The following is a 17,768-nucleotide window of genomic DNA, read 5'->3' as shown; positions in this document are numbered from 1 at the left end:
CGTCCCGCTTGAACTCGGCCGTGTACCGCTTACCCATGTTGCTCTTGCTACTCACTACCTGTGACTGCTTCCTCCGGGACCATCCGTCCCAGTATCAAGCTGTCCGGCCGACAGGGGGAACCTCAGGGGGTCGGTGTGGTGTCCATGCGACCGGGGGGATTGCCGCCTGTTCCGGAACAGACCGCCAGGACGGCCCGCGCCGCCTTCCCCCGTGGCACCCATGCGCCTGCGTGACCACCTTGCCGAAGTCTTCGACGACGCGTTGTTCACCGATGCCTTTCCCGACCGCGGTGCTCCCGCCCAGTCCCCGGCGCTGCTCGCCCTGGTGACGGTGCTGCAGTTCACCGAGAACCTCACCGACCGGCAGGCCGCGGACGCGTCACGGGACCGCCTGTCGTGGAAGTACGCGCTGGGCGCGGAGCTGTCCGATGCCGGCTTCGACTTCTCCGCGTTGTCGAGGTTCCGTGCCCGGCTGGCGGGGCACGGCCTGGAACGGACGCTCTTCGACAGGCTTGTCGAGCACTGCCGCGAGGCCGGGCTGATCAAGGCCGGTGGCAAGCAGCGCACCGACTCCACCCATGTGATCAGCGCGGTCCGTGACCTGAACCGCACCGAGCTGGCCGGGGAGAGTGTGCGGGCCGCTCTGGAGGCGCTGGCGGTGGCGGCGCCGTCCTGGCTGGCCGGGGCCGATCGATGTCGCGGAGTTCGCCGAACGCTACGGGTCACGCGTCGACGGCTGGACGATGCCGGGCTCGAAAACCAGGCGGGACCGGCTCGCCCAGGTCTTCGGCCAGGACGCGCTGGCCTTGTGCCGGGCGGCCTGGTCCGATACCGCCCCGGTGTGGGTCCGTGAGATCGAGGCGGTGGCCCTGTTGCGGCAGGTCCTGGTGCAGACCTACGTCGTCCGCACCGATGCCCGGGGACGGGAGGTGATCAAGAAGCGGGACGCCGACGACGACGGCATCCCGCCCGGCCATATCCGCCTGGCCTCCCCCTACGACCCCGACGCCCGCTGGTCGGCCAAGGGCGACGACCTCTTCTGGCTCGGATACAAGGTCCACCTCACCGAGACCTGCGACACCCTCCCCGAAGCCGAAGCCGAAGCCGAAGCCGAAGCCGAAGCCGAAGCCGAAGCCGAAGCCGAAGCCGAAGCCGAAGCCGAAGCCGAAGCCGAAGCCGAAGCCGAAGCCGAAGCCGAAGCCGAAGCCGAAGCCGTGAGGCTTCCATTACGGCTGATCACTGACGTTCACACCACCGAGGCGACCGTTCCGGACGTCAAGGCCACCGCGCCCGTCCAGCAGAACCTGGCCGAGCGGCAGGTCGCACCGGACGAGCACTACCTCGACTCCGGATACGCCTCCGTCGACCTGGTCGTGGAAGCAGCGGGCCGGGGCATCAGTATGGTCACCCCACTCCTGGCCGACCACTCGCCCCAGGCCAAGGCCGCCGAGGGCTTCGGCAAGAGCGCGTTCCGCGTCGACTGGAGGGCCCGCCAGGTCCACTGTCCCCAGGGGGCCACCAGCGCCGGCTGGTACCCGGTCACCCAGCACGGCCGCGACGCCATCGTGATCGACTTCGCCCGGGCCGACTGCCGTCCCTGTCCCTCCCAGGCCGCATGCACCACTTCCATCCGCGGCACCCGCATGCTCACCTTGCGGCCCCGCGAACTCCACGAACGCACCACCACCGCCCGCGCCGAGCAGGAAACCGAGTCCTGGAGAACCAAGTACGCCCTCCGCGCGGGCGTCGAGGGCACCGTCAACCAGGCCCTCGACGTCACCGGCATCCGCCGGGCCCGCTACCGCGGCCTGCCGAAAGTCACCCTCCAACACGCCTTCTCCGCCACCGCTGTCAACATCGTCCGCCTCGACGCCTGGTGGACCACCGACCCCCTACGCAAGCCTCGCACCAGCCGACTGGGACGCCTCAGCCACCAGCTCGCCTGCTGACGAATTCAGCAACAGAGTCATGAAGACCCTCAAAGCAGGCAGTCATGCAAGCCGCATATAGGCCTTGACCTGCATAAACGCCCTCTCGGGGCTACAGATGACTCCGTGGTCGTGTAGGGCCTGTCCGGCGGATCTTGCCGGACAGGCCCCTGGTCCCGAGGAGGGCTCAGCCTGGATCCACCGCGTGAATTCTGATCTTCGGTATCGGGCGGGCTCGGAATGATCTTTCGGGGTGCGGGCAGCACGATGGGCCGGGTGGCCGTCCGGTGCGGCATCTCCGAGGTTCTTCCAGGTCGTGGGCGGTCAGGTTGAGCGTGTGGTTCAGGTGGGCATGCGCTGGCCGGTGGCTGTCCACAGGTCGGTGAAGTCGTTGGCCCAGCGCCAGCGTTCGGGCAGATGGAGGGTGACGCGGCGGGCTCCGGTGGCGATCCGGGCAGGGATGTTGATCAGGTGGCGGCGGATGGTGCCGGTCCTCGCCTTGGCGTGGAAGGCGGAAGCGAGGTGGCCGCTCGCGCGGGTGAGGTTGTAGGCGGTGGCGGCCAGGGTCAGCCAGGCGGCGTTCGCGGTGAACTTCCCCGAGGGCAGGTGGGCGAGCGCGGAGTCTTTCAGGTCGGCGAAGACCTGCTCGATGACGGCGTGTTCGCGGTGCATCGGCTCGGCCTGAGCGAGGACGAAGGGGCTGTCGGTGAAGATCACGTGGTGGCGCCAGACGCCGAACAGCTCGGCCTGGCCGGCGGGCACGCTCTTGGGGTTCAGCCGTTTCACGCGGCGCACGATCAGTCGGGCGGTGGTGTGGAATGCCTTCTTCTTGCTGGTGAACGCGGTGAACTCGATCTCGGTGATCTCGGCGTCGGAGATCCAGCGTTCCTCCTCGGCGTCCCAGACGGCGCTGGCGTACTTGATCGGCGTCCAGGCATCCTCGGGGATCTGCATGATGGCCTCGCGGATGGTCTTCTTGACCGCGACGGCCAGGGAGAAGGCGGCACCGGCCTTGCGGCACACATCGACGACCTTGTGGGAGAAGTACGCGGAGTCCGCACGGACGACGATGTGTGCGGTGATGCCCATGGCCCGGACCGGGGCCAGGGCCTCGCGCAGCAGACTGGCCGCGCCCTTGCCGGAGCCTGCCGAGCCCTTGCGCAGCCTGGTGGCCACGATCACGGGTGCGCAGGTGGAGGTCTTCACGGTGACGATCTGGAAGTGCAGGCCGAGCTGCTTGGTGTAGCCGAACGAGGCGCCCTGCTTGGCGGGGCCGTAGACCTGCTTGACCTTGGAGTCGATGTCCACGAACACCACCTCGTCCCGGCGGGGGACCAGACCGGTGTGCGCGGCCAGGCGGCAGGTGAACGCCCGTGCGGCGGACTCCAGTTGGCGCACATGCCTCCAGGTGAAGGCGCGCAGGAAACTGCCCAATGTCCAGGTCGTCGATGCTGTCCGCCCCGGCGACCATGCCGCCCACGATCGACATGGCTTTCGTGTCGGCGGCCGTACCGGCACCGTTCTTCGCACCGGTGAGCCTCACCTTCTGGGCCACCAAGGCGGGCAACCCGCACCGCTCGGCCAGCCGGATCGTCGGGATCAGCCCGGCGTGCGCGATCAGGCCCGGGTCGTCGAACGCGGCGAAGAGCTCCGCGGGTCTGTGGGAGACTTTCACTTACGAGGTGCCTTGCTTCGTGGGACTGATGAGGGCGTAGGAACTCCCATCATCCCAGGTCAGCAGGCACCTCTTCTCTATTCGTCGTCCACAGACCGACTATCACGCGGTGGATCCAGGCTCAGTGCTTGAGTGTGAAGGTGAAGTCGACGGAGAGCTTGCCGCTCAGCCGGACTGCCGAAACGAGTTTGCCCTCTGTGATCAGTCTCTCGACCTCGGCTCGCGAGAGACCGCACCCTTCAGCGATCAGTCGCACCGGCCGGACAGGTATCCGCGCCGCGAAGCGGACCGAGACGTCGATCACGTCGCGGTCTTGGTGATCCGATCCGCCGGTGTCGAGGCGCCAGGCGTTGTCCCAGTCGAGGGCGATGCGATTACGGCGCCGCACGACCGGATCCTGGAGCAACTCAGCCGCCAGGCAGGGGTCGTTGACATGCATCCGGTCCAGCAGCTCAGGTTGTACGGAGCGCACGTTCATCCGCTCCAGGACCGTGAGCTTTGCCGTGTCCCCGCAAGCGGTGCAGAGCACGAGGAGCCAGGCGTCGAGGCGTTTGTGGTGTGCGTTGACGCGGAATTTGCCGTTCGCCCGGAAGCGGTCGGACGCGCACGCGGCGCAACGGCGGAGAACGGTCGGCAGGCAGGTGGGCATGACCACCCAGTCATTGAGCACAGAAGTACACCGGTTTCAGTGAGAAGTCCGCAGCAAGCAGCAGCGCGGCGCACAGGCGCGACGCGCGACAGATCAGCGCTCGGGAGGTCTCACAGGGTGTACAACGGCACGTCCTTGCCTAGACGACTTGGCTCGGCAGCACAGTAACGGCGCACAGCGGCGCCGCTCCACTGGTTTTCGAGCGCCTCGCCGCCAGGTTCTGCCCGGCGGATCATGGGCGGAGCCAGAATCGGGTCGAGGCAATGGTGACGGTGCCGGGGCCTTCCCCCAAGGCCGGGAAGGTTGCCTGTTTGTGCTGGTGGTAAGGGGGTTGAGGTCCAGGCTGTGGCTGCGTAGAGGCTCGGTCCGAGCTTGTGGATGAGCCCGGTGTTGGCCCATCGGGACAGCTGCCGATACATGGTGTGCAGGGTGATGTCGCCGAAGTAGGCGGCGATCTCCGCGGGTCTCCACAGGCGGGTCGGGTCGTCCTGCAGCAGGGCGAGGACGCGATGACGTCGGCGCTGGGCCGGGACGATGCAGCGGTCGTCTCGGGAGGCCGGGGGCAAAGACGGCTGTTCGGGGCCGGGTTCGAGGACGGTGACGGCGAGGTCGGTGATCGTGCGGCTCCGGTCAGGGCGGCCGTCGTCGTGTCGCTCGCTGTAGCGGGACATCGGCGACTTGACCTTGCGGGTGCTGGCCCGATGACGGCGGGGCGCAAGGAGGCGGGCCATCACCCGGCGGCCGATCAGTCCGAGGCGTCCGTGCTCGTCGGGAACGATCCCGGCGGACTCGACCGTCACGGTGCGCAGGGCCTGGTAGAGCGTGAGCAGGGACCACATCTCCTGCTCGATGCCTGCCGGGTCACCCGAGCGCAGGTTGCGGCCGTTCATCAGTGTGTGGCGGAGCGCGTAGTACGCGGATTCGTGTTCCCATCGCTGGTGACAGAGACCCACCAGTGTGATGGCGGGGTAGCGGCGGGCGTCGGCCAGGGTCGTGACCAGCCGGTAGGACCCGGTGAAGGACGTGCCGTCCGCGCAGGTCACGGCGATCTGTGCGTCGATGATCCGTACTTTCACGTTGCCGATCACCGACAGGTACGAGCCGTCGGCGAGGCGGGTGAGGACCGGCGTGCGCCGGTTGCTGCGGAGCCGTCCCAGCACCTGGGCGCCGGTGTCGGTGACCCCCGCGAGGAAGGCGTTGCTGTCGAATCCTTTGTCCCACAGCACCAGCATGTCCGGCTTCAGCAGGTGCAGCAGCCGGCCGGCGTAGCTGGTCTCGCCCTCGGCGGTGGGGCCGAACACCGCGCCGACCAGGGCCCGGGTTCCGGTCTCGACCAGCGTCATCAACTCCAGCGTCGGATAGCCATGATGCGAAGTCCTGCCCAGCCAGGCACGGTTCCGCTCGGAATCGGGCACCCTCAGCGAACTGCACCCGTCGAACGACACCGTCCGGTACGAACCGAAACGCACACCTGGCGTCGTCGGCCGGGCCAGCAACCCGGCCAGCACCTCGAACAACGCCCGCACCGGCGCGCTGCCGATCCGCCGGCACACATCACGCAACGCCTTCGCCGACGGACAGACCACTGGCATCCCGGACAGACCCGCGGTCAGCTTGTCCCAGACGAGGCGATAGCCGACCTCAGGGAACAGACACATCGCCAGCAAGAAGTAGACCCCGACCCGCGATGGAAGATCACGCAGCCGCTGCTGCACCGTCCTCGTCTCCGCAAGGACCGCGTCCACCAGCTCAAAGGGCACGACCGCTGTCAGTTCCCCCAGATGCCCCGGAGCGAACCGGCCCCCGGCCACGGTGACCGTTCGGGTGATGGCCGTCAGCGGAGACCGCAGGACACAATGACGGGGCAACGGAGCTCCTTCGGGACAAGCTGTCTTGGTCGACTGCCTGTACCAACGAGCTCCGTTGCTCTGCGCTAAGAATCCTTCAACTCACTTGCGTGACCTGCGAAAACGCTAACTACCCGGCCTTGGGCCTTGACCTGGAATCTTGGACACGGGCTATGCGGCTTGGGCCAGGGTAGTTGATGTTGCGTCGAGTGCTCTCTCGGGTGGGGCAGTCGTCTTAGTCCGGCCGCCTGTTCACTGCACCGGCGGCGGCACCCGCACCGCCCGTGCCGGCACATGTCGAAGTGGGCGGCATCCGGCCATCTTGGCCCCGGACCCTCGTCGGATCGATGCATACCGGTTGATAGCGACAAGTGGCCGGAGTGGGCCCGGTTGCCCGCTGATAGGAGCCGATCACGGGGACCGGAAGGCCCTGTACTAGGGGCGTCGTCCTCTGGTGGGGCCCCGGCGTCCCTGCCTGAATCGGCAGGTGTGCGCGGTATTCGGGTGTGTGGGGGCGCCTTTCGACGTGTCTGGATCAACGTCCTCGGCGCCCGTTGACCTTTGCTCCTGCGTTGCGCCCCTGCCAGCATGGCGGCGCTCACCGGTGGTCCGGCAGGGGGAACGCAGTCGGCCCCGATGGTTTGTTTTCCTGGCTCGACTACTCCAGGGGGAGTCTGTTCCGATGGTCCGATCTCGGATACGCGCAATCGTCATGTCGTTCGTCAGCGCGGCGGCGCTGGGGCTCGGGGTGCTCGCCGCGGCGCCGGCGGCGGCCGCGTTGGCGCCGGCCAGCCCGTCCGGACAGGCCGCGGCGGGTGGCTACTGGGCGTGCTCGGTCCCGGCGGGCAAGACCTACAGCAAGGTGGACCGCCGACTGAACGTCTGCAACCCGAGCGGTTGGGGCTACAGCTACTACGTGGAGACCCCGAGGGACAATCTCTGGGCGTGCACTGTCCCGTCGGGCTTCACCTACGACCAGAGCGACCGCAGGCTGAACATCTGCAACGCCCAGGGCTGGGGTTACAGCTACCGGCTGCGCGTCCCCAAGGACAACCTGTGGACCTGCACGGTCACGCCGGGTATGACCTATGACCGGGCCGACCGCAGGCTGAACATCTGCAACGCCCAGGGCTGGGGATACAGCTACCACCTACGCACTCCCAAGAGCGGCCTGTGGGCGTGCACTGTCCCGTTGGGCTTCACCTACGACCAGAGCGACCGCAGGCTGAACATCTGCAACCCGGAGGGCTGGGGTTACAGCTACCGGCTGCGTGGCTAGTGTGCTGTGTGGGTGGCGCGCGGCAACGGTGCCTCGGCGTCACCCACGCAGGTCGCGTCGTTCGCGGCCCGGCCCCCGATGTTCGGTGCCGAACCGCCGACTGTGCCGGCGTCACGGGGTGGATTGGAACGGCCTGTCGGCGCCGATCGGTCGGATCGGCAGCAGTGTGCCGTCCAGGGGCACGGATGCCTTGCGCGACGCCGCTCGTACGGCAGCGGTAAGGTCGGGAGCGAGAGCGGCGAGGACTGCGACGGCTTCGGCTGCGTACCGGTCGACCATTGCGACACCGAAACCTGCGGCGAGCCGGGCACAGGTATGGCTGCCTCGCAGATAGGACGGAACCCGTAGTGTCGATCCCCTCGCAGAGCTTGGTCATGGTTCTCGATCAGGGCTGGTGAGGTCGGGCTCGCGGGAGTAATTGTCAAGACCTGTGGATCAGTTGAGGTGGGTCACGCTGCGAGGGTCTCGTCTCGTTCGACGAGGAGGCCGTTCTCGAAGCGGGCGCCGGCTCGGACGAGGGCGACGAGGTGCGGTGCGGTGACCGCTCGCCAGCGGGCCTGGGCGGACTCGACGAGTTTGAAGACCATCGCGAGGGCTGCGGCCGGGCTGCCGGCGCCGCGGGTGACCTTGGTCCGAAGCTTCACGGTGGAGAAGGTCGACTCGATCGGATTCGTCGTCCTCAGATGGACCCAGTGCTCGGCAGGGAAGTCGTGGAACGCCAGCAGTTCCTCGACCTCGCCGGTGATCCTCTTGACAGCCTTGGGGAACTTCGCCCCGTACGCCTTCTCGAACGCGGTGACCGCCTTCTCGGCGTGCGCACGGTCCTCGGCGTTATAGATCTCTTGCAGAGCCTTCTTCGCGCCGGGCTGCGCCGATTTCGGCAGCGCGTTCGAGACGTTCCTTGTTTTGTGAACCCAGCACCTCTGGTGCCTGGCCTGCGGAAACACCTCCGCCAGTGCCCTCCACAGGCCCATCGCACCGTCACCGACCACGAGCATCGGGTCGCGCATCCCACGCCGTCGGCAGTCGCGCAGCAGGTCCGCCCAGGACTCGGTGGACTCGCGCAGACCCTCGGTGATCGCGATGCGGCGAGCCCATGGACGTCTGAATACCGGCCCTGACCAGGCGTGTTGTGAGCTTCACGGAGGTGTATTGGGCGAGTTCAACCGGTCGTTGCAGGACCGATCGTAGCTGCTTGGTCAACACTTCAGCCGGGGTTCGCCACCCGAGGGTTTTCCGGGGCCGGTTGTTGAAGACCGCCGCGACGGCATGGAGCTCTTCGCTGTTCCAGCGGGACAAGTCGGGAAGTACTGACGCAGTAGGCCGTTGGTGTTCTCGTTGAGATCACGCCGCGTACGTCGCCGCCGCGGGTGGCCGCGGCCATGTTGAGCGACGCCACCAGCTCCGCATCATGCCGCTCGCCCGTCGCGTAGCCCAGCAAGCGGCGGGAGGAAAGATCGATGACCGTCGCCAAGTACAGCATACCCCCGCCCGTATCGATCTCTGTGAGATCGCCGCACCAGACGAGGTCGGGCTCCTCGGCGGTGAAGACCCGGCGAAGTCCGGAGCCGTCGGCCGCTTGCCCGGCCTGGTCAGCGACCGACGCCGACGGATCTTCCGTCCGGCCAGCCCGAGCTCGGCCATGGCCTTGGCGACCGTGTTCACCGACACCCGCCAGCCGCGCCGGACCAGCTCGACGAACACCTTCGGCGAGCCGTAGGTGCCCCCGGAACGCTGGAAGATCTCCTCGATCTCCTCCGCTAGTCTAGGGGGCTCCTGGATTGACCCGTGGACCGGGGCCCGGGTTCGACGTAATTCGAGGGTCCTGGAGGCTCTTGCGGGCTGAAGGTGCAGGTCATCGGGCTGCGCGCGGCGCGAACGGCTGGAATTGCCTAGAGACACGACTTTCCTGATTCGCCCGTCTGGCCTGTGACTTCGGCCTATCGTCTGGATCCGTGTACGTGAGGACGACGAAGCGGGAGAACAAGTCCGGGACGGTCCGGTACCTGCACCTGGCCCACAACGAGTGGGATCCGGTGAAGGGGCGGGCGGTTCCGAGGGTGCTGTTCACCTTCGGCCGCGAGGACGAGCTGGACCGCGACGCGATCAGGCGCCTGGTCGCGTCTCTATCGAAGCTGCTGGAACCGGGTGACGCGCTGGCCGCGACGGCGGCGTCGGATCTGGAGTTCACCTCATCGGTGCCGTTCGGCGGCGCGTACGTGCTCGACCAGCTGTGGCGCCGGCTGCGGATCGACCAGATCGTGGGCCGGGTCGGGCAGCCCAAGCGGGGCCTGAGCCGGGACATGTCCGCGACCGAGCGGGTGCTGTTCGCCCTGGTCGCCAACCGCGCGCTGGCCCCGTCCTCGAAGCTCGCGGCGGCGGACTGGATCACGAACGACGTGCACATCGACGGCTTGGCCGAGACCGGCGAACAGCGCTGCTACCGGGCGATGGACTGGCTGCACGAGGTGAAGGACGACCTGGAGAAGCAGGTCTTCGACGAGGTCGCGAACCTGCTGCACCTGGAGGTCGACCTGCTGTTCTTCGACACCACCAGCACCTACTTCGAGCTGGAGGAGCCAGACGAACCCGTCGCCCGGGACAAGGCCGGCCGCAAGCTGGAGGACGGCCAGGAAGACGGCGGCGCGAAGCAGGCCGGGTTCCGGACCTACGGCAAGTCGAAGGACTCCCGCGACGACCTGCCGCAGATCGTGATCGGCATGGCGGTCACCAGGGACGGGATCCCGGTCCGCTGCTGGTGCTGGCCCAATGCCGTTGCCATTGACGGGTTTTCGCAGTACGCCGATTCGTATGGGCAGGTTACGGCCGCTGCGGCTGCCTGACGTCGGGCTGGGAGCGCTGACGCGCTGGTGTCCGCCGGAGTTGGTAGACCGAGCGATACGGAAGCACTCGCGGCAGGAGCGGCGGCGACGGCTGTTGCCCGCGCGAACGGTGGTGTATTTCGAGCTCGCGAGGTGTCTGTTCCCGCAAGAGGGCTATGCCTCGGTGTACGAGCATCTCCTGCCGCGCGAGGAGGAGCTGGACCTCTATCTCACCAGGCGCGGGTTTCGTGTTCCGAACAAGTCCTCCCTGTGCAAGGCCCGCCGCCGGCTGGGCCCCGACGTCATGGAGGAAGTGTTCCGGCAGGTCGCAGGGCCCGTGGCGAACGAAGAGGACTGTCCGACGGCCTTCTGGCGTGGACTGCGCCTGGAGACGTTCGACGGCACGGTTCTCGACGTCGCCGACACACCGGAGAACACCGCGGAGTTCACCCGCCCCGCCGGCGGCGCCGGCACAGGCGGGTACCCGCAGGCCCGCGTCGTCGCCCTGGCCGAGTGCGGCACCCACGCACTGATCGACGCCGCGATCGGCGGGCGCCGGCAGGGGGAGACCACCCTCGCCATGGCACTGGCGGCGTCGGCCGGGCCGGGCACCCTGGTCCTGGCCGATCGGAACATGCCCGGCGTCCCCTTGTGGACCGCCTTCCGCCGCACCGGGGCCCACCTGCTGTGGCGGCTGAAGGGACCGACCGCCCAGCGCGTGGAGAAGGTCCTGCCCGACGGCAGCTACCTGACCCACATGCACCTGGACAAGAACCTCCGCGCCGCCTACCGCCGCCGCGGCGAGGAGCCGCCCGGACCGGTGCCCCTGCGCGTGATCGAGTACACCATCGAGGGCAGCGACGAGATCTACCGCCTGGCCACCTCCCTGCTGGACCCACAGGAAGCGCCGGCCCACGAGCTGGCAGCGCTCTACTCACAAAGATGGGAATCGGAAGGGATCTTCGCGGAGGTCAAGACCGCGCAGCGTGGCTCACGCTCCGTGCTGTTGTCGAACCGTCCCGACCAGGTCCGCCAGGAGATCTGGGCCCACCTGATCGTCCATCACCTGACCCGCGATCTGATGCATCACGCCGCCACCGCCACCACGCCGCCCCTGGATCCGGACCGGATCTCCTTCCGCACCGCGCAGCGGCTGGTCCGACGGGACCTGTCCCCGCTGCTTTCCCCCCCTGTGACCAGCGCAGACGTGTCCAACAGGCCGCTTTGAAGCTGGCCGCCCGGCCCAACGCGCCGCGCCGTCCGCGCCACTACCCACGCGTTGTGAAGCGTCGCACGACACAGTTCCCCACGAAGAAGCCTGCCGACCAGGGCGTTCACCTCCCCGCAGGCGGGTTTGCCATCGCGATCCGGCCCCGCGCCCCGTAATGGCAACGGCATTGGGTGCTGGCCGGGCAACGCCTCCGATCAGACCCTGATCCGCCAGGTCAAGGACGAGATGCGGGACTGGACCCTCTCCAAGATCGTGTGGGTGGCCGACCGCGGCTTCTCCTCCGCCGAGAACCGCCGCTACCTGCGCAAGGGCGACCACGCCTACATCATCGGCGAGAAGCTCCGCTCCGGAAGCCCGGAGGTGCAGGCCGCCCTGTCCCGTCAGGGCCGCTACCAGGACGTCGGCGAGAACATGCGCGTCAAGGAAGTGCGGATATCCGACACCGACCGGTTCGTGATCTGCCACAACCCCGAAGCGGCCGAACGCGACCGGCACATGCGCGAACAACTCGTCGCCCAGCTGGCCGACTTGATCGAGGGATCCGACAAGCTCAGCGACTTCAAGCGCGGCGAACTACGCGGACGGATCGCCGACAAGCCCGGCCTGAACCGCTACCTGCGCGCCACCCCGGCCGGCAAGCTCCGCGTCGACCAAGCGAAGATCAAGGCGGAGGAGAACCTCGACGGGAAGTACCTCCTGCGCTGCTCGGACCCCCACCTGAGCGCCGAGGACATCGCGCTCGGCTACAAGCAACTGCTCGAAGTCGAGCGCGGCTGGCGCGACATGAAGCAGATCATCGACCTACGGCCCGTCTATCACCGCCTCGAAGAACGCATCCGCGCCCACGTCATCCTGTGCTGGCTCGCCCTCCTGCTGATCCGGATCGCCGAGACCACCACCGGCGACACCTGGCCGCAGATCCGGCGCGAGCTCGACCGCCTCCATCTGGGCACCTTCGCCGGCCCCACCGGAACGTTCCAGCAGGTCACTGCCCTGACCAAGCCCCAGCGATACCTACTCGCGAAGCTGGGCATCCCCGCCCCCAAGCAGGTCGTCTCACTTCAGCCCACACCCCGCTGACCAGCAAGAACACCACCGCCTAGAGACACGCCCTCCAGGCGCACACACGCACGTCCGCCCAGGTCAGACCCCGAATTCGCCCCTCCAGGCCACGGAATTATGTCGAACGCGGGCGGGGAGGCCGATCTGTTTGCGGGGATGTTCGGAGATTGAGCGAATCACTCTCAAACGGTGATCAGTTCACACCACGCGATATTCCCGGCTGCCGTTCCGAGTCGCGGATGTCAGCTCCACAGATTCGCGTACCCCTGAAGCGGCGGACAGCGCTGACGTCCCGGAGCGCCCGTGCCAGATTCAACGACTTCCCGAAGACCTGTCGGTTCATCAGCTCCAGCACCGCCTGCCGCTCGGCGGCCGACAAGGCGTTGACCGGCGTGGGGCCTCGGCAGGGCCCCGGCGTTTGCCCGGGTCGTCCGGTTTGATCATGTGATGCCGTAGAGGCTGAGGACGAGGGTGCGTTCGGTGTGGGCCCGGCGTCCGGCGGCGGTGTTGACGTACCCGGCAAGCTTGAGCGCACCGCGGATCAGGTCGCGGACGGCGGCGAGGACTGAGGGCGTGTTGTGGGTCCTGACCTGGGACTTGTCCTCGTTGAAGGTCACATCCCGACACCAGTGGACGATGTTCTCCACCGTCCAGTGTCCGCGAGCCCATGAAGCGATCTCGGCGGCACTCGCCTCCTCGGCGGGCAGGTCGGTGATGGCGTAGACGGTCTCGCTGGACCACTTCTTCGCGCCGTAGAGGCGGCGTCTGCGCTGGATGCGCAGGACCTGGGCCGCGTGGGGGAATAGCAGGCCGTTGACGGTGACGACCTGGACGAGACGCTGTTCGTGGCGGCCGTGACCGCGGGCGTCGTCACGGTGGATGACGGGGATCTCCTTCCAGGGCAGGGCGTGAAGTTGACGGGCTTGGCCGCGCTGGTTGTTCTTGATGGTCAGCAGGTAGTGGGCGCCGCGTTCGTGCAGGTAGGTGGCGTGGTCGCGTTGGGCGTGGAGGGCGTCGGCGGTGACGACGGCCTCCTTGAGATCGGCGTCGTCGAGCTGGTCGAGAAGGGGTTGGAACTCCGGTATTTCGTTGGTCTTCGCGCCGATCTCGCGGGAGGCGAGGGCGATGCCGTCGCCGTGCCGGACGGCGGAGAGCACGAAGACCCGGCTGCCGTCCGGGCGTTTCGCACTGCGCAGGCACTTGCCGTCCACCGCGATGGCCCGGCGCCGGGAGCGCACCGGTTCGGCGCGGGCGGCTGCCCGGTGGGCGCGGCGCTGTTCGCGTTCGATACCGCCGTCGGGCATGAGCGGCTCGGGAGAGTGGGACGCCGTGGAGAGCAGGGGCCGCAGGTGGTCGTAGCCGGCCGCGCTGACCTCACCGGGATCGAGCCGCCCCAGAACGGTGCGCAAGGTCTTCTCGCTCGGGATCCGGTAGCGGCCGAGCAACGGATGGTAGGGCAGACCGAAGGCGGCCAGTTCCTCGGGGGCGGCGCGTCTGCACCACTCCGCCGCCGCGGTGATGGAGTCGTGGCCCGCCGGGTGTCGGGGTACTCGCGTATGTGCAGAGCCGCGTACGGATGAACGTGCAGAGCAAGGGGACCTGTGAAGCGCGAGCGTCATTGTTCGAGATGATGGGGCGGTGTCTCTTCGCTACTTCAATCAGACCGGCTGGACCGCGATCTTCAACGGCACCGACACCGAGATCGGCCGCATGGTCCGTGTAGAGGGCTGGGACCAGGCGACCGGGACGGCTCTGGTCGTCGATCCCCGGCGTGGGGCCCTGCGTCCGGTGACGGACTACGAGGACTTCTCCCACTTGGAGCGAGCCGATCAGGTCGTAGCCGCGGTGCCTGGCGGAGGGTGGCGGGTGCACTGGAAGGACGAGGGCCCAGGTGGATCGCCGCTGACGGAACAGGTGCTGGCCTGGCTCATCACGTCGCAGGGGCGGGCGACAGCCATCACGGTCGATGCCCAGGGGCATGTCGAGGATGCTGATGGCGCCGACGCCTTCATCCCGCCGGGCCAGGACCCGGTGTCCTGATCGCAGTTGGTCAGGCCACGTCGTTCTCTCGCTCGATGGCCTTGAGGCGGTTCTTCAGCCGGTAGCTGGGGCCGTTGATGGAGATCACCTCGCAGTGGTGGAGGAGGCGGTCGAGGATGGCGGTGGCGAGGACCTCGTCGCCGAAGACCTGTCCCCATTCGCTGAAGGTCTTGTTCGAGGTCAGGATGATCGAGCCCTTCTCGTAGCGCTTCGAGATGACTTGGAAGACCAGGTTCGCCTCGGCTCGTTCGAGAGGCTGGTAGCCGACCTCATCGACCACGAGAACGCTGGGCCGCAGGTAGGTGCCGAGCTTGTTCGTCAGCCGCCCGGCGGCCTCGGCGGCCTTGAGGTTGCGGACCATGTCGTCGAGGCTGGTGAAGTAGATCGAGTAGCCGGCCCGACAGGCAGCGACCGCGAGAGAGACAGCGATGTGTGTCTTGCCGACCCCGGGCGGCCCGAGCAGGGCGGCATTCGCCTTTGCCTCGACGAAGGACAGGGTCGCGAGGTCCTTGACCTTGCGCGGGTCGAGGTCGGACTGGAAGGAGAAATCGTACTCGTCGAGCGTCTTGTGGTGGGGCAGCCGGGAGAGCCGCAGCCCCTGGCGGAAGCGGCGGTCGTCACGAACGGCCAGTTCCTCGGACAGCACCAGGTCGAGGAAATCGAGGTAACCCATCTTCCCTTCGTCAGCCCGCCGGATGTACTCGCTGATCGTCTCGGTCAGGTGGGGCAGGCCGAGCTTGCCGGCCGTGTTACGGATACGGGTGGAGACCAGCTCGCTCAAGACGTTTCCCTCGTGCTCGGACGGGTGGTGAAGGGACGAGTGCCGGTCAGCTCGTCATAGACCGACAATGGACGGCGGCCGACCTCGATGCGGGTGGCGGCAGCACGATTCAGAAGGGCCTGCAACGGTCCGGCTTCCTCACCCGGAGGACGTTCGCGCCGGGGCTGGGGGACGTTGCCGGTGGTGGTGCGGCGGCCCTTCCCGGTGGGCAAACCGTCCCAGTGGCTCTCCTCGACGACCCGAACGCCACGGCCGACCGCCCTCGGGTGCATGGCCAGCAGCGTCTCGCCACTGGCGTCCGCGGCGGTCGAGTGCAGCATGATCTGTGACTTCGTAGCCCGGATCTCCACCAGTTGGCGGGGGCGGACCCTGCGGGCGGGCACCGAGTAGAGGTTGCCGCCGAAGGCAACCAGGCAGTCCTTGCCGACGGGCCGCAGATGCCGTTCGGCCACCAGATAAGGGGTGGGCGGCAGTGGCTTGAGGGCCGCGTGGTCGCGGGCCGCCCGCTCGCCGATGACCTCCCGGTGCGTCTTGTGGATCTGGGCCCGCCGCTGCGGCACCCAGGTGGCGAAGGCGGCGTCCATCTCCTTGAGGGAGGAGAAGGCCCGGCCGGACAGGACGTGGTCGCGGACGATGAGGACCTGGCGTTCGACGCGTCCTTTCCCGGTGGGCCGGTAGGCGGCCAGGACGTCGATGTCGAAGTCGTAGTGGCCGGCAAAGCCGACCGCTTCCGGGTGCAGCGGGACCGCCTCGCCCGGAGCCACGTGGCGTCGGACGACGGTCTTGGTGCGGTCGTAGACGATCGTCATCGGGACGCCGCCGAAGTGGGCGAATGCGCGGCGGTGGCAGTCGAAGAAGGTCTGCAGGTCCTGGCTGGTGGTGAAGCAGCAGAACGGGTCGCGTGAGTACGACAGCGTCATGTGGAAGGAGTAGATCTTCGGGATGCCCATGTGGGCGAGGATCTTGCCCTCGTCACCCCAGTCCACCTGGGCCTGGGCGCCGGGGATGACCTCGAAGCGGCGGTGCATGCCCGCCAGCTCGTTCGGGGTGATGCCGAGTTCCTCGGCGATCCGGGGGCGGGCTTCCTGGACGTAGAGCTTGGTCCGCTGGTAGTTGCCGGTGAACCCGTACTCCTGGGCGAGCCGCTCGTGGATCACGGCGGCCTTCATCAGGATCTCCGCCCGCAGCATCGAGTCGACCAGCGGCGCGAACTCGTCGATCACCCTCACCCGCGACCGCCCGTTCGGCGACCGACGCGGAGGCGAGGCGGGGCCGTCAGCTGCCAGGTACTTGCTGACCGTACGCCAGTTCAGGCCCGTCTCCTTGGCGACCTCGGTCAGACTCATGGCTCCGGACTCGACCAGCCCACGAAAGCGCCGTAGTTCGAGCCAGCGCTGTGGATCCAGGACCACGGCCACCCCATCTCTGCGACCTCGACCAACAGGCAGCAGAGTGCCGAATCCCGAACCTCAGCACCTCAGGAACTCTGCACGTTCATCCGTACGCGGCCATGCACGTTCACGTGTACGCCGACACCGGGGTCATCGCACAGACCACCAGGGCCAGCAGCGAGGAGACCCGGTAGCGCACCCCGCACGCCCCGCGAGGATCGGTGACCGACTCGAACTCGGCAACCAGGCCGCGGACATGGCCTCGCGCGGCATCCGAGCCGAGGGCCTCCAAGCGGGGCGCCACAGAGACGGGAACGACGGCAGGGGATGATGGAGGAACGAACACGGCACCTTCGTGGATCTTGCAGCGTAGAGAACTCCATGATCCACAGGTGCCGTGTTCATCTACTTCCAGGCCCCGCCAGCATGATCAACCGGCCCAGGCCGGGGCGATCCGGGCAAACGCCGGGGCCCTGGGGGCCTCGGCGCGAGCGGGGCCCGGCCGTTCACCGCCACCGTGGACGTGCTGGAGTTCCTGGGCTCCGACGTTCTTCTACTTCACCGAGGAGGGCGGGCCCGCGCGGAGCGCCGAACTGGACGAGCTCGCCACCGACTCGGGCCTGCGCGACACCGGAGCCGAGCCCGTCCAGCAGTTCATGGCCCGCTTGAACGTCGCCACTCGGGCCCGGGAGGGAGAACCCCTGGAGCTGCGGGGCGACATGGGTAAGACGCATGTGTTCGACCCGTTGGCCGGCACCAACCTCTCCCACCCGGAGAACGACCGCTGACGGCACGGCTCCGCCCGCTCCCGGCCCCCTCGGCGAGCGCCGCACTCCGCCCCGCCCTGCCCGTCACCGGCGGCGAGGTGGTCGCCGCGGCCGGCCGTGGCCCCCGGGGGAAAGGCCGGTGCACCCGCCGGTGGGATGCACGGGGGGTGCCTGTTGAGTCGGCACGGAGCGCGGTGCCGGTGTTGCCACCGGTCCGTTTCTCCGTGCCGCTCGCCGAACCCGGCGTACCCGTCTCCGAGTACCGGGCTCTCCACGGACTGTGCCGTTCAGGCGTG

10 protein-coding genes and 10 pseudogenes are annotated in these 17,768 nt (G+C 68.0%); 8 read left to right on the top strand and 12 right to left on the bottom strand.

Features of this window, described 5'->3' with window-relative positions:
• The first annotated feature begins 220 nt into the window (after positions 1-220).
• Positions 221-853, top strand: coding sequence for a transposase (locus JS756_RS34870; protein WP_240204832.1), 633 nt, complete (start codon positions 221-223; stop codon positions 851-853).
• A gap of 361 nt (positions 854-1,214) precedes the next feature.
• Complete coding sequence (locus JS756_RS38635) at positions 1,215-1,949, top strand: transposase (protein WP_438817369.1); 735 nt, start codon at positions 1,215-1,217, stop codon at positions 1,947-1,949.
• A gap of 321 nt (positions 1,950-2,270) precedes the next feature.
• Here the strand turns inward: JS756_RS38635 and JS756_RS34860 are convergent.
• The 3 genes and pseudogenes from JS756_RS34860 to JS756_RS34850 all read right to left on the bottom strand — a co-directional run bounded on the left by JS756_RS34860 (position 2,271) and on the right by JS756_RS34850 (position 6,120).
• Positions 2,271-3,603: pseudogene (locus JS756_RS34860) on the bottom strand (IS1380 family transposase).
• Positions 3,604-3,724: 121 nt separating this feature from the next.
• A complete protein-coding gene (locus JS756_RS34855) occupies positions 3,725-4,273 on the bottom strand; it encodes a DUF1062 domain-containing protein (protein ID WP_205387279.1) in 549 nt (182 codons plus the stop codon).
• Between the two features lie 89 nt (positions 4,274-4,362).
• The gene (locus JS756_RS34850) at positions 4,363-6,120 is read right to left on the bottom strand and encodes an IS4 family transposase (RefSeq protein ID WP_240204830.1); all 1,758 of its coding nucleotides are present in this window, start codon (positions 6,118-6,120) and stop codon (positions 4,363-4,365) included.
• 691 nt (positions 6,121-6,811) lie between these two features.
• On the opposite strand from JS756_RS34850, the gene JS756_RS34845 reads away from it, so the two are divergent.
• Positions 6,812-7,378, top strand: coding sequence for a hypothetical protein (locus tag JS756_RS34845; protein WP_205387277.1), 567 nt, complete (start codon positions 6,812-6,814; stop codon positions 7,376-7,378).
• Positions 7,379-7,498: 120 nt separating this feature from the next.
• On the opposite strand, the pseudogene JS756_RS37435 reads toward JS756_RS34845, so the two are convergent.
• The 5 pseudogenes from JS756_RS37435 to JS756_RS38175 form a co-directional block, all read right to left on the bottom strand.
• Positions 7,499-7,687, bottom strand: a pseudogene (locus tag JS756_RS37435) (IS5/IS1182 family transposase); the annotation flags it as partial.
• 140 nt (positions 7,688-7,827) lie between these two features.
• Positions 7,828-8,463: pseudogene (locus JS756_RS34840) on the bottom strand (IS256 family transposase); the annotation flags it as partial.
• 94 nt (positions 8,464-8,557) lie between these two features.
• Positions 8,558-8,730: pseudogene (locus JS756_RS34835) on the bottom strand (IS30 family transposase); the annotation flags it as partial.
• Between the two features lie 50 nt (positions 8,731-8,780).
• Positions 8,781-8,861, bottom strand: a pseudogene (locus JS756_RS38180) (hypothetical protein); the annotation flags it as partial.
• 128 nt (positions 8,862-8,989) lie between these two features.
• Positions 8,990-9,280, bottom strand: a pseudogene (locus JS756_RS38175) (helix-turn-helix domain-containing protein); the annotation flags it as partial.
• 53 nt (positions 9,281-9,333) lie between these two features.
• Between JS756_RS38175 and JS756_RS34825 the strand changes: the two are divergent.
• The 3 genes and pseudogenes from JS756_RS34825 to JS756_RS34815 form a co-directional block, all read left to right on the top strand.
• A pseudogene (locus tag JS756_RS34825) lies at positions 9,334-10,146 on the top strand (IS1634 family transposase); the annotation flags it as partial.
• Between the two features lies 1 nt (position 10,147).
• Entirely contained in the window at positions 10,148-11,428 is a 1,281-nt protein-coding gene (locus JS756_RS34820) for an IS4 family transposase (RefSeq protein WP_307791422.1), read from the top strand.
• Between the two features lie 177 nt (positions 11,429-11,605).
• A pseudogene (locus JS756_RS34815) lies at positions 11,606-12,511 on the top strand (IS1634 family transposase); the annotation flags it as partial.
• Positions 12,512-12,933: 422 nt separating this feature from the next.
• Here the strand turns inward: JS756_RS34815 and JS756_RS34810 are convergent.
• Positions 12,934-14,031 (bottom strand): annotated as a pseudogene (locus tag JS756_RS34810) (ISAs1-like element IS1629 family transposase); the annotation flags it as partial.
• 100 nt (positions 14,032-14,131) lie between these two features.
• Between JS756_RS34810 and JS756_RS34805 the strand changes: the two are divergent.
• Positions 14,132-14,533 (top strand): hypothetical protein, encoded by a 402-nt coding sequence (locus JS756_RS34805; protein WP_240204827.1) that lies wholly within the window; start codon positions 14,132-14,134, stop codon positions 14,531-14,533.
• Positions 14,534-14,543: 10 nt separating this feature from the next.
• Here JS756_RS34805 and istB read toward each other — a convergent pair whose 3' ends face one another.
• The 3 genes and pseudogenes from istB to JS756_RS34790 all read right to left on the bottom strand — a co-directional run.
• The gene (gene istB, locus JS756_RS34800; protein ID WP_205387274.1) at positions 14,544-15,314 is read right to left on the bottom strand and encodes an IS21-like element helper ATPase IstB; all 771 of its coding nucleotides are present in this window, start codon (positions 15,312-15,314) and stop codon (positions 14,544-14,546) included.
• Positions 15,311-16,660, bottom strand: coding sequence for an IS21 family transposase (gene istA, locus JS756_RS34795; RefSeq protein ID WP_240204826.1), 1,350 nt, complete (start codon positions 16,658-16,660; stop codon positions 15,311-15,313). Before istA ends, istB begins: the two co-directional genes overlap by 4 nt.
• Positions 16,661-16,850: 190 nt before the next feature.
• Positions 16,851-17,051, bottom strand: a pseudogene (locus JS756_RS34790) (ISAs1 family transposase); the annotation flags it as partial.
• A 46-nt stretch (positions 17,052-17,097) separates the two neighbouring features.
• On the opposite strand from JS756_RS34790, the gene JS756_RS34785 reads away from it, so the two are divergent.
• Entirely contained in the window at positions 17,098-17,493 is a 396-nt protein-coding gene (locus JS756_RS34785) for a hypothetical protein (RefSeq protein ID WP_240204825.1), read from the top strand.
• The last annotated feature ends 275 nt before the right edge of the window (positions 17,494-17,768 follow it).

The organism is Streptomyces actuosus (assembly GCF_016921115.1).
Taxonomy (GTDB): domain Bacteria; phylum Actinomycetota; class Actinomycetes; order Streptomycetales; family Streptomycetaceae; genus Streptomyces; species Streptomyces actuosus_A.
Note: the sequence above shows the minus strand (reverse complement) of the source record. Positions and strands in the feature narration are given on the sequence as shown.